Annotated in this window: 15 protein-coding genes; 11 read left to right on the top strand and 4 right to left on the bottom strand. The window is 65.8% G+C overall.

The features are described from left to right. The first annotated feature begins 43 nt into the window (after positions 1-43). Positions 44-841: an alpha/beta hydrolase gene (locus EEB15_RS10770; protein ID WP_370283504.1), complete on the top strand. Its 798-nt coding sequence runs from the start codon at positions 44-46 to the stop codon at positions 839-841. A 13-nt stretch (positions 842-854) separates the two neighbouring features. Here EEB15_RS10770 and EEB15_RS10765 read toward each other — a convergent pair whose 3' ends face one another. Continuing rightward, positions 855-1217 (bottom strand): DUF6463 family protein, encoded by a 363-nt coding sequence (locus tag EEB15_RS10765; RefSeq protein ID WP_141509843.1) that lies wholly within the window; start codon positions 1215-1217, stop codon positions 855-857. 117 nt (positions 1218-1334) lie between these two features. Here EEB15_RS10765 and EEB15_RS10760 point away from each other — a divergent pair, with 117 nt between their 5' ends. Both EEB15_RS10760 and EEB15_RS10755 read left to right on the top strand, forming a co-directional pair. Next, positions 1335-2186: a DUF6597 domain-containing transcriptional factor gene (locus EEB15_RS10760; protein ID WP_141509842.1), complete on the top strand. Its 852-nt coding sequence runs from the start codon at positions 1335-1337 to the stop codon at positions 2184-2186. A gap of 93 nt (positions 2187-2279) precedes the next feature. Further along, the gene (locus tag EEB15_RS10755; protein WP_141509841.1) at positions 2280-2528 is read left to right on the top strand and encodes a KTSC domain-containing protein; all 249 of its coding nucleotides are present in this window, start codon (positions 2280-2282) and stop codon (positions 2526-2528) included. 18 nt (positions 2529-2546) lie between these two features. On the opposite strand, the gene ppa is transcribed toward EEB15_RS10755, so the two are convergent. Continuing rightward, positions 2547-3083, bottom strand: a complete 537-nt coding sequence (gene ppa, locus EEB15_RS10750; RefSeq protein ID WP_141509840.1) for an inorganic diphosphatase — start codon at positions 3081-3083, stop codon at positions 2547-2549. Between the two features lie 246 nt (positions 3084-3329). Between ppa and EEB15_RS10745 the strand changes: the two genes are divergently transcribed. Both EEB15_RS10745 and EEB15_RS10740 read left to right on the top strand, forming a co-directional pair. Then, positions 3330-5492 carry a sodium-translocating pyrophosphatase gene (locus tag EEB15_RS10745; RefSeq protein WP_141509839.1) on the top strand — a complete coding sequence of 721 codons (2163 nt, stop codon included), beginning with the start codon at positions 3330-3332 and terminating at the stop codon, positions 5490-5492. Positions 5493-5627: 135 nt separating this feature from the next. After that, entirely contained in the window at positions 5628-6935 is a 1308-nt protein-coding gene (locus EEB15_RS10740) for a hypothetical protein (RefSeq protein ID WP_141509838.1), read from the top strand. Positions 6936-6953: 18 nt separating this feature from the next. Here EEB15_RS10740 and EEB15_RS10735 read toward each other — a convergent pair whose 3' ends face one another. After that, on the bottom strand, positions 6954-7559 hold the full coding sequence (locus EEB15_RS10735) for a TetR/AcrR family transcriptional regulator (protein WP_233259451.1): 606 nt from the start codon (positions 7557-7559) through the stop codon (positions 6954-6956). A gap of 112 nt (positions 7560-7671) precedes the next feature. Between EEB15_RS10735 and EEB15_RS10730 the strand changes: the two genes are divergently transcribed. Beyond that, a complete protein-coding gene (locus EEB15_RS10730) occupies positions 7672-8496 on the top strand; it encodes a metal-dependent hydrolase (RefSeq protein ID WP_141509837.1) in 825 nt (274 codons plus the stop codon). Between the two features lie 9 nt (positions 8497-8505). Here EEB15_RS10730 and EEB15_RS10725 read toward each other — a convergent pair whose 3' ends face one another. Beyond that, positions 8506-9504 (bottom strand): MBL fold metallo-hydrolase, encoded by a 999-nt coding sequence (locus tag EEB15_RS10725; RefSeq protein ID WP_158290064.1) that lies wholly within the window; start codon positions 9502-9504, stop codon positions 8506-8508. 46 nt (positions 9505-9550) lie between these two features. Here EEB15_RS10725 and EEB15_RS10720 point away from each other — a divergent pair, with 46 nt between their 5' ends. The 5 genes from EEB15_RS10720 to glp are packed head-to-tail and all read left to right on the top strand — an operon-like array spanning position 9551 to position 14841. Continuing rightward, a complete protein-coding gene (locus EEB15_RS10720) occupies positions 9551-10984 on the top strand; it encodes an aldehyde dehydrogenase family protein (protein ID WP_141509835.1) in 1434 nt (477 codons plus the stop codon). Between the two features lie 46 nt (positions 10985-11030). Then, complete coding sequence (locus EEB15_RS10715) at positions 11031-11792, top strand: SDR family oxidoreductase (protein WP_141509834.1); 762 nt, start codon at positions 11031-11033, stop codon at positions 11790-11792. A gap of 32 nt (positions 11793-11824) precedes the next feature. Beyond that, on the top strand, positions 11825-12961 hold the full coding sequence (gene moaA, locus EEB15_RS10710) for a GTP 3',8-cyclase MoaA (RefSeq protein ID WP_141509833.1): 1137 nt from the start codon (positions 11825-11827) through the stop codon (positions 12959-12961). After that, on the top strand, positions 12962-13576 hold the full coding sequence (gene mobA / locus EEB15_RS10705) for a molybdenum cofactor guanylyltransferase MobA (RefSeq protein WP_141509832.1): 615 nt from the start codon (positions 12962-12964) through the stop codon (positions 13574-13576). Next, positions 13573-14841: a gephyrin-like molybdotransferase Glp gene (gene glp, locus EEB15_RS10700; protein ID WP_141509831.1), complete on the top strand. Its 1269-nt coding sequence runs from the start codon at positions 13573-13575 to the stop codon at positions 14839-14841. Before mobA ends, glp begins: the two co-directional genes overlap by 4 nt. The last annotated feature ends 2 nt before the right edge of the window (positions 14842-14843 follow it).

Raw genomic sequence — 14843 nt, 5'->3', positions numbered from 1 at the left:
AGAGGCAAGGACGGCTCGCACAACAAGGAAAGCAGTTCAACGCATGCTTATGGCAACTTCCAGACCGAGACCCAACCACGACCTTCCCCCTCCGAGCCTGGCGCTGCTAGCGCTCGAATGTCGAGCCCCGTTTGAGTTCGGTGCCTTGCTGCCCGCGTGGCCCGCCCTTTCGCGAGCGCCGGCCAGCGACGGGCACACCGTTCTGGTGTTTCCGGGCCTGTCGGCCAGCGACGCAACCACCGTTCCGTTGCGCGGCTACCTGGGCACCCTGGGCTACAAGACGGCCGGCTGGAGCCAGGGCTTCAACTTCGGTCCGCGGGCCGGTGTGCTGGAAAAAGCCAAGCGCGATCTGCGCGACGCGTGCGACGCCAGCGGGCGCAAGGTCAGCCTGATCGGCTGGAGCCTCGGCGGCGTCTACGCACGCGAGCTGGCCAAGGAATTGCCGGACCTGGTGCGAGGCGTGATCACGCTGGGCTCGCCGTTTGCCGGCCCGCCCAAATCGACCAACGCTTGGCGCGTGTACGAACTCACCAGCGGACGCAGCATCGATCGCGAGCATGAGCAGTTCAACCTGCCGGTGGCGCCACCGGTCCCCACCACCAGCATCTACTCGCGCAGCGACGGTATCGTGGCCTGGCAAGGCAGCATCCAGCAGCCCGACCACGACGAGACGGAGAACATCGAGGTGGTTGCCAGCCACATCGGGCTGGGCCTGAACCCGAGTGCTTGGTGGGCGGTGGCCGATCGGCTCGCCCAGCCCGAGGGCGCGTGGCGCCCGTTCGAGCGCACCGGCCTGTACGGGCTGAAGAGCTTCATCTATCCCGATCCGGCGCGCTCCTGAGCGGCCGGGCTGCTCACCACGGCTGCGGCTGCAGACCCCGCGCGATCAGTGCGAAGGCCGGCGGCAGCAGCAGCCAGGTGCCGGACTTCGGCATCAGCACCAGGACACAGCAGGCGGTGAGCAACATCGCGATGCCCAGGCCCAGCGGCAGCTGCGCCTGGGCCTTCTCCAGCGCGTCGATCACGGCGCCCAGCAACAGGAGCAGCAGCCCGGCGATCATGAACCACGCGGCCTGGCCCCGGTCCACGTGGCCGCGCACGACGTTGAAAAATCCCGCACCGGCAATGTCCTGCCATGCGGCGCGGTGAACGATGAGGGCTACCGGCATGTGGATCAATCCCACTCCGACCAGCCATCTGCCAATCCATCTGTCCATGATTTCCCCTTCTTCTTGCGGCTGCGCCTTGCAGCCGTGACAGCACTGTGCCTCGGCCCGTTCGGCCCGTCTTGAACGATTCCGGCACCGGCGGCGCGCTACCATGCCGGCGTCACCATGCCGCCTGCCGATCAAACTCTCGCCGCCACCGCGCGCGTCGTCGCGCCGCCGACGCCGCTCGCGTCCTGCGTGCGCGCGTTCGTCATCCGCGACACGACCGGTCGCCTGCCGTTGCCCGCGAACCAGCGGCTCAACCACTTTCCGGCTTCGGCCATGTGCAGCGTGAGCTGGATCCTCGAAGGCAAGGTCCAGGTGCCCGACGGTGCGGCCGCGTTCCCGCCCGTGGCGCTCGGCGGACCGCGGACCCGGCCGCGCGTCAGCTACAACCCCGGCCCGGTGCATGTCTTCATCGTGCTGTTTTTCCCCCAGGCCCTGCATGCGCTGACCGGTCTGGACATGTCGCAATACACCGACCGCTTCGTGGCGCTGGAAACCGTGGCTGCAAGCCCGTGGCAAGCGCTGTCCCGGCAGGTGATGGAAGCGCCCGGCGACGAAGCGCGGGTGGAACTGCTCAGCAACTTCCTCGGTCCACGCTGGCAAGCTGCGCGCGCCGCCGGCGCAGCGCCGGGCAGCAGGCTCGGTGACTGGGTCAACAGCCTGGCCATGCACGTGGCGGCGTCGGGGTGGGGCCGCAGCGCGCGCAACGTCGAGCGGCGGATCAAGGTCTGGGCTGGCCAGCCGCTGCGCGGCCTGCGCCGCTTTCACCGTGCGGAGCGCTCCTTTCTCGAGACGCGAGCCAGCATGGAAGCCGGCACTGTCTCCTGGGCCGAGGCGGCGGCCGAGGGCGGCTTTGCGGACCAGGCCCATCTGTGCCGCGAGGTGCGTGCCGTCACTGGCATGACGCCGACCGAACTGGCGCGGCGCATCAGGGATGACGAGAGCTACTGGGTCTACCGCATCTGGTCCTAGCTGCCGAGCCGCAGCCCGGCGCAGGATTCAACCGACACGCGTTGACAGCCGGCGCCGACGCCGTGGCCGGCACCTCTGCGGCCCAATTTGCCCATGCATTACGACAAGTCCCTCCACCGCGACCACGTGAAGTCGGAGGCCGTGCGCAGCATCGGCTACGACGAGCGCGAATGGGTGCTGCAGGTGAGATTCAACAACGGCAAGCTCTACAACTACTTCCGCGTGCCGCCCCATGAATTCCACGCTCTGCGCGGCGCGGAATCGATCGGGGCGTACCTCAACCGCGAGATCAAGCCCTACTACGAGTATGAAGAAGCCGAGACAGAAGCGTCAGGCGGCTGAGGGCCTCCCCTCGCAAACTCAGCCGTTCTGTTTCTTGTAGTTCTCGATGCCTTCCAGGATTTCCTGGCGCGCCGCGTCAGCGCCTTCCCAGCCGAGGATCTTCACCCACTTGCCGGGTTCCAGGTCCTTGTAGTGCTCGAAGAAGTGGGAGATGGTCTTCAGGCGCAACGGGTTCAGGTCTTCCGGCTTTTGCCACTGGGTGTAGATCGACAAAATCTTGTCGACCGGCACGGCGAGGATCTTGCCGTCCTGGCCCGCTTCGTCTTCCATCTTCAGGATGCCGATCGGGCGGCAGGTCACCACCACGCCGGGGATGAGCGGGACGGGCGTGATCACCAGCACGTCGCACGGGTCGCCGTCGCCACTGATGGTCTTGGGCACGTAGCCGTAGTTGGTGGGGTAGTGCATGGACGTGCTCATGAAGCGGTCCACGAAGATGGCGCCGGTTTCCTTGTCCACTTCGTACTTCACGGGATCGGCGTTCATCGGGATCTCGATGATCACGTTGAAGGCGTCGGGAACGTTCTTGCCGGGGGAGACTTGATCGAGGGACATGGTTTTCTTTTGGGTGAATGCAGGGATAACAAAGCCTAGGATTAACCCTGATTTTACTTTCGTCAGCCTTGCTTTCCTCGGCCCGACGCAAATCCGTCACAGGTTTGCGCTTATATTCCGCCGGTTGGCCAATCGTCTCCGCCCCGGTTCTCGGGGGGCTTGCGAGGAAGCAACGCAGCGGAGGCACCGCTCGCGTGGCGCCTCTAAGCACGTTACTCACAGCGAAACAACGTAGGAGAAAACCAAATGACAGGCAATTCGGCGCTGATATTGGCGCTCGTGTGCGGCTTTGCGGCCGTCGCTTATGGCTTCTGGGCTCGAGGGTGGATTCTTTCGCAGGACGCGGGCAATGCCCGCATGCAGGAGATCGCGGCGGCCATCCAGGCCGGCGCGGCGGCTTACCTGGCGCGCCAGTACAAAACCATCGCCATCGTCGGCGTGGTCCTCGCGATCCTCATCGGCGTCTTCCTCGACACGCAAACCGCGGTTGGCTTCATCATCGGCGCAGTGCTTTCTGGGGCTTGCGGCTTCATCGGCATGAACGTGTCGGTCCGCGCCAACGTGCGCACCGCGCAGGCGGCCACCAAGGGCATCGGCCCCGCACTGGACGTCGCCTTCCGCGGCGGCGCCATCACCGGCATGCTGGTGGTGGGCCTGGGCCTGCTGGGCGTCACGGCCTTCTACTGGTTCCTGGTCGGCAACGGCAACATGACGCCGGACAAGGACCTGGCCAAGCTGCTGAACCCGCTGATCGGCTTTGCCTTCGGCTCCTCGCTCATCTCGATCTTCGCGCGGCTGGGCGGCGGCATCTTCACCAAGGGCGCTGACGTCGGCGCCGACCTGGTGGGCAAGGTGGAAGCCGGCATCCCCGAAGATGATCCGCGCAATCCGGCCGTGATCGCCGACAACGTCGGTGACAACGTCGGCGACTGCGCCGGTATGGCGGCCGACCTGTTCGAGACCTACGCCGTGACGCTGATCGCCACCATGGTGCTGGGCGCTCTGCTGGTCAAGGGCGCGGCCACCAGCGCCGTGCTGTATCCGCTGGCGCTGGGCGGCGTGTCGATCATCGCCTCGATCATCGGCTGCTTCTTCGTTAAGGCCAAGACCGGCATGGTCAACGTGATGCCCGCCCTGTACAAGGGCCTGGCCGTCGCCGGCATCCTGTCGCTGATCGCCTTCTACTTCGTCACGACCTGGCTGATGCCCGACAACGCCATCACCGCCACCGGCACGCAGATGCGCCTGTTCGGCGCCTGCGCCGTCGGCCTGGTGCTGACCGGGGCGCTGGTCTGGATCACCGAGTTCTACACCGGCACGCAGTACTCGCCGGTGCGCCACATCGCGCAGGCTTCGACCACCGGTCACGGCACCAACATCATCGCCGGCCTGGGCGTGTCGATGCGTTCCACGGCCTGGCCGGTGATCTGCGTGTGTATCGCGATCCTGCTGTCGTACAAGCTGGCAGGCCTGTTCGGCATCGCCATCGCCGCGACCTCCATGCTGAGCATGGCGGGCATCGTGGTGGCGCTCGACGCCTACGGCCCGATCACCGACAACGCCGGCGGTATCGCCGAAATGGCCGACCTGCCCTCTTCCGTGCGCGACGTCACCGACCCGCTGGACGCCGTGGGCAACACCACCAAGGCCGTGACCAAGGGCTACGCGATCGGCTCCGCCGGTCTCGCGGCGCTCGTGCTGTTCGCCGACTACACGCACAAGCTGGAAAGCTACGGCCAGTCGATCAGCTTCGACCTGTCGGACCCGATGGTCATCGTCGGCCTGTTCATCGGCGGCCTGATCCCCTACCTGTTCGGCGCCATGGCGATGGAGGCCGTGGGCCGCGCCGCCGGTGCCGTCGTGGTCGAAGTGCGCCGCCAGTTCCGCGAGATCAAGGGCATCATGGAAGGCACGGCCAAGCCGGAATACGGCGTGGCCGTGGACATGCTGACCAAAGCGGCCATCAAGGAAATGATGATTCCGTCGCTGCTGCCGGTGGTGGTGCCGATCGTTGTCGGCCTCGCGCTCGGCCCGAAGGCTCTGGGCGGCCTGTTGATGGGCACGATCGTGACGGGCCTGTTCGTCGCCATCTCCATGTGTACGGGCGGCGGCGCCTGGGACAACGCGAAGAAACTGATCGAGGACAACTTCGTCGACAAGGACGGCGTCACGCACAAGAAGGGCGGAGACACGCACAAGGCCGCCGTGACCGGCGACACCGTGGGCGACCCGTACAAGGACACGGCCGGCCCGGCCGTGAACCCGCTGATCAAGATCATCAACATCGTGGCGCTGCTCATCGTGCCGCTGGTGGTGAAGTTCCACGGCGGCGAAGCGACGGCTGCGCCGAAGATGGAAGCTCCGGCGGCGGTCACGGCGCCGGCTGCGCCGGCTTCGGCGACCAAGTAAGGCTGTCATTGCGGCCTTGAACCGCAATCCAGAAAAAAGCCCGCGATCGCGGGCTTTTTTTCGTCCGCCACTCGCTGTCTTGGCTGGAAAGCCCAGTGCGATACTGCGACTCAAATACACAGGAGAGGAACCCCCATGGCATACAGCAACGTTCAGTTCATAGGCTACGTGCTCGACACTGCACCGGCATCGAACCCCGATGGGTCGAGGACTTATCTCGGGCTGAGCAATCCGCAGCTCGACATCGAGGCGCGCTGCGACCTGATGCAGCGCGCGATGCAGGCTGCGCGGGATGCGGTGTCCCGGCAGTCTCCGCCCCCACCTGCGGACACGCTCAAGGTCTTCATGGCACCGGCGGGCTTTTTTTGCGGTTCAACGGGTGCCTATCAGCCGGACGACGTGGAGAAGCTCCTCACAGCGCTGCAACGCGTCGCCAGTGACCCGCAATGGCTCGATTGGGTGTTTGTCTTTGGCACCGTTGCGGGAGTCTCCCCTTCCAGCGCCGAAGCCGACTACAGCTTCGTGCTGGTGCAGCAAGGAGGGGTTGCCCTCCAGGCGAACACCGGCCTTCGGCTGGTGATGAAGGAACTGGCGTCGGGCGTGGATTCCACCGCCAGCGCTGCCGGCCCGGGCGGGGTGCTGGTGGGCAGCGCTCCGGAGGCGCAGCAACAACAGGCCGCATACGACGGCGCGGGCATGTTCGAGCTGGCGGGGTTGACTTGGGAAGTGGAGTCGCGGGAAGGCTCGGACGATGCCCCGGACCGGCTGCCAAAGCCTCCCCAGCTGCCGGGCAAGAAGCTGATTCAGCTGCAGCTCGTGCCCTCGCGCGGCGTGGATATGGCGGATTGGCACGTGATCACACAGCCGGGTGGCTACGTGTTTCATTGCGATGGCTTCGGCGCTGCCAGCCGGTCCACCTTGACGCAACAGGTCCCGCCGCCGGTCAATATCCCTGCCGCCAGCAGCATACCGGTGGGCGATGCCTCCATCGCGTTGCAAAGCACTTCGCCCGCAACGCAGGTGGCGATCAGCACCCTGTGCCCCGGGGGCCCGGGCATGGTCAACATCTATCCGGCATCCGCCCTACCGGTACAGCAAACGGCGCCGGGGACCACGGTACGGCTGGTATGGCAGGCCAGCGCCGACTACCAGTTTATTTTTCTGCTGGTGTACAGCGACAGCGGCAACTTTGCGACCTTGCTGTGCGAAATCCGCAGCCGGAAAACCGATTTTCACGGCAACAACTATTACCTGCCGTTGTCGCTGCAAACGCAGGATTCATTGGCGCAGGATGTGCGCATCCAGATGCAGCTGAGGCCGGGCAGCGCGCCCTATGCGGGCGCTGTCTGGTGCAAGATCAACGTCCCCGGCTTCGTCTTCCAGGGCAACGCCTTTGAATTCAGTGCCAATGCCAGCGGCTTGCCGCCCCTGACGGTCTGGTGAGCAGGCAAGCGAAGAGACTTAAGCCCGAGTGACCGCGCGCACGAGCGCGCTGGACGGCGCCACCAAATCTTGCAGACTGGCCACCCGGTCCTGCTCGATGTATTGCAGGATCATTTCGTTGATGCCGCCCACGATCGCCATCGCCATATCGTCGGTGAGCGGCTCGCCTTCCTGCCGGCTGCCTTTGGCGTTGACGACGGTGAGTATGAAGTCGGCGATCTCGCGATTCACGCGCCGGCGCGCCTGCAACCCTTCGGTGCCCAAGCCCAGAATCTCGATGAACAGCGTGCGCATCAGCACCGGGTTCTGCGCCATGCATCCGAGGTATGCGGTCAGCGCGTGCCCGATCTGCGCCTGCCATTCGTGCGCGGGGTCGATGGAATCTCGCAGCACCTTGAGTGCGTTGTGGCTCGCGGCCCCGTACAGCGCAATCAGGCATTCGGACTTGGTCGAGAAATGCTCGTAGAACGTGCGGCGCGACACGCTGGCCTCGCGGACGATGTCTGCGATGGTGGTATCCGCATAGCCCTTGGCAGCCACGGCGTGCGCCATGCCTTCGAGCAGCCGGTGGCGGTGCTCGTGAACTTGGGCTTCGGTTTCAGTTTCGGTTTCCATTTCGACCATGGCGCGATTTTCGCGCCTGGGAGCGCTGGTACTTGACAGTACCAACGCATCACTCCATCATATAGCCGTCGGTACCAAGACGTACCCGTACCATCCACCCAGGAGTTTCTGAATGACCGACCTCGTCGTGCGCCGCCTGCTGATCGACATGGAAGCGCCCATCGCCCGCCACTGGTGCGGTGGCGACGCCTTCCGCACGGCGTTGTTCAATGCACTCTCGATGAGCTTCCCCGTGGGCGAGCAGTTCTTCATCGATTCCGTGCGCAACGGCTTCAAGGCCTTGCCCGCCGACAAGCAGGCGCAGTTTCGCGACGAAGTGCAGGGTTTCGTGGGCCAGGAAGCCACGCACCGCAGGCTGCACAGCCTGTATAACGCCCACCTAGAGAAGCTCGGCCTGGTGAACGAATGGGAGCCCCAGTTGCGTGAACAGCAAAAACTGCTGGACGGCATCGATCCGAGGCACCATGTCGCGGCCACGGCCGCGAACGAGCACTTCACCGCCATCATGGCCGACTGGATGCTGCGCAACCCGGACCTGCTGGGCACGCAAGATCCGCGGCTGGTGACGCTGTGGCTGTGGCACAGCGCCGAGGAGTCCGAACACAAGAGCACCGCCTTCGACATCTACCAGGCGCTGGGTGGCAACCACGACTGGCGCATCAAGTGGTTCAAGCGGATCACCATCGTCTTCCTGCGCGGAACCCTGCGCCAGACGATGGTGAACCTGAAGAACGACGGCACGCTGTGGAAGTGGAGCACGTGGAGGAGCGCGGTCTCCTATCTGTTCGGCAAGCGCGGCCTGATCCGCGAAACCTACAAGCCCTGGCGCGAGTACCTGCGCGAAGACTTCCACCCCAGCCAGCAGGACAGCAGCCGGTCCGAGCGCTGGCTCATCGATCACAGCGACCGCTACACGCCGGTAGGCACGCCGGCCTGACCGACGCAATCAGCGAGAAGGCGGCTCCTGCCATACGTCCATCGGCAGCCACTGGGCCGGCAGGCTGATCTCGACGTTATCGCGGGTGCCGCGCTCGCGCAGGAAGGCCATCGATTCGTCGAACCGGTCGAGCGGTATGGGCATGGGCTGCATGGGCCCGTCCGACGGGATCCATAAGTCGTCCCAGTGGATCGGAATCACGCGCCTGGCCTTCACGCCCGCGACCACCTCACGCCAGTACGCATCGCGATAAGCCGCGTCGCGCATGCCCAGCGTGCCGATGCCCAGCATCACCACATCGGCTCGCACCTTGGCCAGTGCGCCGGGCTCGAAGCCCGCGCTGCCGCTGATCAGCAGCGACTTGCCCTCGTGCTGCACCAGGATCGCGTAACTCTGGCCCTCCTTGTAGTCAAAGGCTCGAACCGGCGGCACCAGCGGCTTGTCGATCACGCCGCCGGTAAATCCCGTAGGCGCATGGCGCGACGGAAACAGCGTCACCGTGAAGCGGCCGAAGCGCATCGGCTCATTCATCTTTGCGACGGCGATCTGCGCCGCCGGCAGGCCCCAACCGCGCCCGACGTTGGCGGTGGACTCCGAGCCCAGCAGCAGCGCGCCGGTGCGGCGCGCCACCTCGGGCGCGTCCATCACGTGGTCGTAGTGCGAATGCACGGGGATGATCGCCGCGAGCTTCTTCACGCCGGCGCGCTGCAGGCCCTTGCCGATCGCGTCGAGGTCGGGCTGCACCTTGCCTGCAAACACCTGCAGCTTGCCGGGGCGTGAGAAAAAACCGTCGGTCATGATGGCGGTCTCACCGTCGTCCAGCAAGACCGTCGCGACGCCAAGGAAGCTGACCTTGACGGAGACGGGGGGCGCCGCCGGCCTGGCGTCCTGCTTCCACCCCAAGGTCTCGTAAGGGACCATCGAGGGGTGACGATTGACGATCCACGCCAGGGCTCCCACCGCGAAAACCAGCAGAGCGAGCAGGCCAAGGAGTACTTTCTTAAGCATGGCCCGCATCGTAAACGGGGCGTGGCCTTTCAAGCAGAATGTTGGCATGCAATACCACTACATCGCCAATGCGGCACGGCCCACCGGCTCGGGCCGTACGATCCCCGTGATCGACCCGTCGGACGGCCAGCCCTTCGATGAATTGCAGCGCGGCGACGCCGACGACATAGCGGCAGCTGTGCGCGCCGCGCGCCAGTGCTACGAGAGCGTCTGGAGCAAGCTGAGCGCGGCCGAACGCGGGCGCCTGCTCATGCGCCTGTCGAACAAGATTGCCGACCACGCGGAAGAACTGGCCGCACTCGAGCAGCGCGACTGCGGCAAGCCGACCAAACAGGCGCGCGCGGACGCCGTGGCGCTGGTGCGCTACTTCGAGTTCTACGCCGGCGCGTGCGACAAGTTGCACGGCGAGACCCTGCCCTACCTGGATGGCTACAGCGTGTTCACCTGGCGCGAGCCGCACGGCGTGACGGGGCACATCATTCCCTGGAACTACCCGATGCAGATTTTCGGGCGCAGCGTCGGTGGAGCACTCGCGGCGGGCAACGTGTGCGTGGTCAAGCCGTCGGAAGACGCTTGCCTGTCGTTGATCCGCGTGGCGCAGCTCGCCGCGGAAGTGGGCTTTCCGGCGGGCGCGATCAACATCGTCACCGGTTTCGGCCATGAAGTGGGGGACGCGCTGGCTCGCCATGAAGGCATCGACCACATCAGCTTCACCGGCAGCCCCAAGGTGGGCACGCTGATCCAGCAGGTCGCGGCGGAACGCCATTGCCCCGTCACGCTCGAGCTGGGCGGCAAGAGCCCGCAGATCATCTTCGAGGACGCGGACCTTGACGCGGCCTTGCCGATGGTGATCAACGCCATCGTGCAGAACGCGGGCCAGACCTGCTCGGCCGGCTCGCGCCTGCTGGTGCAGCAATCGATCTACGAACCGCTGCTGGAGCGTCTGGGCCAGACCTTCGAGAATCTGCGCGTCGGCCCGGCCGTGATGGACCTGGACGTCGGCCCGCTGATCCGCGCCACGCAACAGCAGCGCGTGTGGGATTTCCTGTCGGACGCGCATGTCGCCGGCATCGCGACGGTCGCGCAGGGCCAGGTCGTGGACGAAGCGCCTGAGACCGGCTATTACCAGGCACCGACGCTGCTGCGCGACGTGCCGGTCAATCACCGCCTGGCGCAGGAAGAAGTGTTCGGCCCGGTTCTGGCCGCCATGAGTTTCCGCGACGAGGACCAGGCTGTGGAACTGGCCAACGCCACGCAGTTCGGCCTGGTGGCAGGCGTCTGGACGCGAGACGGCGGCCGGCAGTTGCGCATGGCCAAGCGCGTGAGGAGCGGCCAGGTGTTCATCAACAACTACGGCGCGGGCGGCGGCGTCGAGCTGCCTTTCGGCGGCGTCAAGTCATCGGGCTACGGCCGCGAGAAGGGTTTCGAGGCGCTGTACGGCTTCACCACCCTCAAGACCGTGGCGATCAAGCACGGCTGAATCCCATCCGAATCCCATCCCCACACGCAGTACGAGGAAGACGACTATGAGAGTCCAGAACAAATCCATCATCGTCACCGGCTCCGGCGGCGGCATCGGCGAAGGAATTGCCAAGCGCCTGGCGGCCGAAGGCGCGAGCGTAATCGTCAACGACATCAACGCCGCTTTGGGCGAGAAGGTGGTGGCTGAGATCAAGGCCGCAGGCGGCAAGGCGTCGTTCTTCGCGGCGGATGTGACGAAGTCGGCCGACGTCAAGGCATTGGTGGACGCCGCCGTGTCACGCCACGGCAAGCTGGATGTGATGGTCAACAACGCGGGCTGGACCCACCGCAACCGCCCCGCACTGGAAGTGAGCGAGGAAGAGTTCGACAAGTGCTTCGCGGTGAACATGAAGAGCATCTACCTGTCCACCATCCACGCCGTGCCGGCTTTCCGCGCCAACAAGGGCGGCAGCTTCATCAACATCGCTTCTACCGCCGGTGTACGGCCGCGGCCGGGTTTGACCTGGTACAACGGATCGAAAGGGGCCGTCATTACCACCAGCAAGTCGCTGGCCGCTGAGTTCGGCCCGGACAACATCCGCGTCAACTGCATCAACCCGGTGTTCAACCCGGATACCGGCCTGTCGGCCGAGTTCGCCGGTGGCCCGGTCGACGAGGCGCGGCGTGCAAAATTCCTCGCGTCCATCCCCTTGGGGCGTTTTTCCACTGCACTCGACGTGGCCAATGCCGCGCTCTACCTGTCCAGTGACGAAGCCGCCTTCATCTCCGGCGTCTGCATCGAGGTGGACGGCGCCCGCTGCGTGTAGGGTTATTCCAGGCTCCCGGCGACAATAGCGGCATGGCCGAACGCGTGATCCCGCTCATCGACCAGCGCTTTGCCGCGCTGGCCGCGCGCGTGCCCGCGCAACCCCTCACCGCCACCGGCCTGCTGTCCGACACGCTGGGCCGCCCCTTGCGCGACCTGCGCATCAGCGTCACGGACCGGTGCAACTTCCGCTGCAGCTACTGCATGCCCAAGGAAGTGTTCGACAAGGACTACCCCTACCTGCCGCATTCGGCCTTGCTGTCGTTCGAAGAGATCACGCGGCTGGCCAGGCAGTTTGTCGCCCACGGCGTGCGAAAGATCCGGCTGACCGGCGGCGAACCGCTGCTGCGCAAGAACATCGAGATCCTGATCGAGCAACTGGCCGCACTGAAGACCGTCGACGGCGAGCCGCTCGACATCACGCTCACCACCAACGGCTCGCTGCTGGCGCGCAAGGCCAAGTCGCTGAAGGCCGCCGGTTTGCAGCGCGTGACGGTGAGCCTGGATGGCCTGGACGACGCCGTATTCCGTTCGATGAACGACGTGGACTTTCCGGTGGCCGAAGTGTTGGAAGGCATCGCGGCGGCGAAGGACGCGGGCCTGGGCCCGATCAAGATCAACATGGTGGTCAAGCGCGGCACCAACGACCACGAAATCCTGCCGATGGCCCGGCACTTCAAGAATTCGGGACATGTGCTGCGCTTCATCGAATACATGGACGTAGGCGCGACGAACGGCTGGCGCATGGACGAAGTGCTGCCTTCCGCAGACGTGGTCAAGCTGATCCACGCCGAGCTGCCGCTGGTGCAGTTGGAGCCGAGCGCGCCCGGCGAAACGGCCGAACGCTGGGGCTACGCGGACGCAAATGGAAAGCACGCGGCGCATGCGGGCGAGATCGGTGTGATCAGCAGCGTGACGCAGGCCTTCTGCGGCGATTGCAACCGCGCGCGCCTGTCGACCGAAGGGCAGCTGTACCTGTGCCTGTTCGCGACGAAAGGCCACGATCTCAAATCCCTGCTGCGCGGGGGTGCGACGGATGAAGACCTCGCATCGGCCATCGGCCATATCTGGCACGGACGCGACGATCGCTATTCGCAACTGCGCAGCACCATGGCGCCGGACACGGGCGCCGGCAAGCGCCGCGTGGAGATGAGCTACATCGGGGGTTGAGTGATAGCAGTGTCTGACATTACGGGAGTGATCCTGGCCGGCGGCCGCGGCTCGCGCATGGGCGGGGTCGACAAGGGCCTGCAGAATTTCAACGGCATGCCGCTTGCGCTGCACACGCTGATGCGCCTGTCGCCCCAGGTCGGCGAGGCGATGATCAACGCCAACCGCAACCTGGGCGCCTACGAGAGCTTCGGCGTGCCGGTCTGGCCGGACGTGCTGTCCGACTATGCCGGCCCCCTGGCAGGCTTCCTCACCGCGCTGGAGCGCTGCGAAACGCCATGGCTCGTCACCGTGCCATGCGACACGCCGCTGTTCCCGGACGACCTGGTCGCGCGCCTCGCCCAGGCGGCGCACGAGCAGGATGCCGAAATTGCAATGGCCGCCGCGCGAGAAGAAGACGGCCAGATCCGCACGCAGCCCGTGTTCTGCCTGCTGCGCCTGGAGCTGCTGGAGAGCCTGGTGCGCTTCACCCAGGGCGGCGGGCGCAAGATCGACGCGTGGACGGGCCAGCACAAAACGGCCATCGTCCCCTTCGACTTGCCGGGCGACGGCGCACAGGCTTTCTTCAATGCCAACACGCTCGCCGAGCTGCACCAACTCGAACAGGGCCGATGAAGACGCTGGACGAGATCGCTTCGCAACTGCAGGGTTATGACCCGCAGGCCTTGAGCGCTGCCGCCGTCAACGATTTCCTTGCCAGGCTGGTGGAGCCCGTCACCGCCATCGAGCAAGCGGGCATCTTCGACACGCTGGGCCGCGTGACTGCCCAGGACATCATCTCGCCCGTGAGCGTGCCACCGCACGACAACTCGGCGATGGACGGCTTCGCCTTCGATGGCGCGCAGTTGCAAGCCGGGCGACCGCTCACGCTGCAAGTGGTGGGCACGGCGCTGGCGGGCAAGGCCTGGCAGGGCAGCGTCGCGCCGGGGCAATGCGTGAAGATCATGACGGGCGCGATCATGCCGGCCGGACTCGACACGGTGGTACCGCAGGAATTCACGAAAGCGGATGGTGAGAACCGCATCGTCATTCCGCCAGACATTCTCCAGCCCGGCGACAACCGCCGCCACAAAGGCGAGGACCTGCACGAGGGCCGGCCCGCGTTGGCGCAAGGCACCCGCCTGGGGCCCGCGGCGTGCGGGCTGCTGGCGAGCCTGGGCCTGCAAACCATCCCCGTGTATCGCCGGCTGCGTGTGGCCTATTTTTCGACGGGCGATGAGATCCTGAGCCTGGGCGAAGCGCCGCGCGAAGGCGCCGTGTACGACAGCAATCGCTACACCGTGTTTGGCCTGCTCACGCGCCTGGGCTGCGAAGTCATCGACATGGGCGTCGTGCGCGACGACCCTGCCTCGCTGGAAGCCGCCTTTCGCGCCGCCGCGGCGCGAGCCGACGCCATCATCACGAGCGGCGGCGTCAGCGTGGGCGAAGCCGACTACACCAAAGCCATGATGAAGAAGCTGGGCGACGTCGCCTTCTGGAAGATCGCGATGCGGCCGGGGCGGCCCATGGCCGTGGGGCGCATTGGCGAAGCCGTGCTGTTCGGCCTGCCGGGCAACCCGGTGGCGGTGATGGTGACCTTCCTGGCGTTCGTGCGCCCTGCCCTGTTGCGCATGATGGGCAGCACCGAAGCCGCCCCACCCCTGCTCAAGGCGCGCAGCGCCGAGCCGATCCGCAAGAAAGCGGGCCGCACCGAATACCAGCGCGGCATCGTGAGCCGGGCGGACGATGGGTCTTTGAGTGTGAGAATCACCGGCAACCAGGGGTCCGGCGTGCTCAGTTCCATGGTGCAGGCCAACGGCCTGATCGTGCTGCACCACGCGCAGGGCAACGTCGCGCCGGGCGACGAGGTGGATGTGATGATGTTCGAGGGCGCGATCTAGCG

The sequence above is a fragment of the Ramlibacter sp. WS9 genome (assembly GCF_003797765.1).
In the GTDB taxonomy this organism is placed as follows: Bacteria; Pseudomonadota; Gammaproteobacteria; order Burkholderiales; family Burkholderiaceae_C; genus Ramlibacter.
This window is presented reverse-complemented; position numbering and strand designations above follow the sequence as displayed.